Origin of the sequence: Mesorhizobium sp. M7A.F.Ca.AU.001.01.1.1 (assembly GCF_004022735.1) — a bacterium.
Lineage (GTDB): Bacteria > Pseudomonadota > Alphaproteobacteria > Rhizobiales > Rhizobiaceae > Mesorhizobium > Mesorhizobium ciceri.
This window is the reverse complement of sequence record NZ_RZPF01001247.1, coordinates 1-835: the sequence shown is the minus strand read 5'-3', so window position 1 is coordinate 835 and position 835 is coordinate 1. Positions and strand designations below refer to the sequence as shown.

Annotated in this window: 2 protein-coding genes; both read left to right on the top strand. The window is 63.8% G+C overall.

Annotated elements, in window-relative coordinates; all coding sequences use genetic code 11:
• Nucleotides 1–417: SDR family oxidoreductase (locus tag EN884_RS37420; RefSeq protein WP_164895488.1), on the top strand; the 417-nt coding region annotated here is incomplete at its 5' end.
• A 62-nt stretch (nt 418–479) separates the two neighbouring features.
• Nucleotides 480–788, top strand: coding sequence for a putative quinol monooxygenase (locus tag EN884_RS37415; RefSeq protein ID WP_063168863.1), 309 nt, complete (start codon nt 480–482; stop codon nt 786–788).
• Nucleotides 789–835: the final 47 nt, after the last annotated feature.

Sequence of the window (835 nt, the reverse complement as noted above, 5' to 3'; positions counted from 1 at the left end):
CTCAACGCCCGTTCGGTGCTGACTGCTTCGCGCAAGGCGATCCCGTGGCTGAAGAAACAGGGCGGCTTCATCGTCAACACCTCCTCGATCGCCGCCCGCAATGGTGCCGGCGGCGGCGCCGGGCTTTACGGCTCTGCCAAGGCTTTCGTCTCCAATGTGACGCGCGGCATGGCAAAGGAGCTGATCGGCTTCGGCATCCGCGTCAACGCGGTGGCGCCCGGCACCATTCTCACCCCGTTCCACGAGCGCTATTCGACCGACGAGCAGATCAAGGGCATGGTCGCCACCATTCCGCAGGGACGCGCCGGCACGGCGCAGGATTGCGTCGGCGCCTATCTGTTCCTCTCTTCCGACCTTCTCAGCGGCTACATCACCGGCCAGGTGATCGAGGTGAATGGCGGCCAGTTGATGCCTTGAACGGCTATCGCCATACTGGCGATCTGCACGCTCTTGTCGAAAACCTCAAAGGAGACAACGGAATGTACGGACTGATCGGCAAGATGCGGGCGTCGCGCGGCCAGCGCGACGCGGTCATGGACCTCCTGCGCGCCAGCACCGGCGCCCTGTCGGGCTGCCTGAGCTATATCATCGCGCGCGATCCCGCCGATGCCGACGCGATCTGGGTCACCGAAGTGTGGACCGACGCCGAAAGCCACAAGGCCTCGCTGCAGCTTCCCGAAGTCCAGGCAGCGATCGCCAAGGCGCGGCCGTTCATCGCCGGCTTCGAATTCCAGGTCGAGACCCACCCCGTCGGCGGCTTCGGCCTAGCCGACAGCAAGACGGGGTGAGTTCGATGCCAATTTTGAGGAGCAATCTTTGACGCAGACAGTAAACA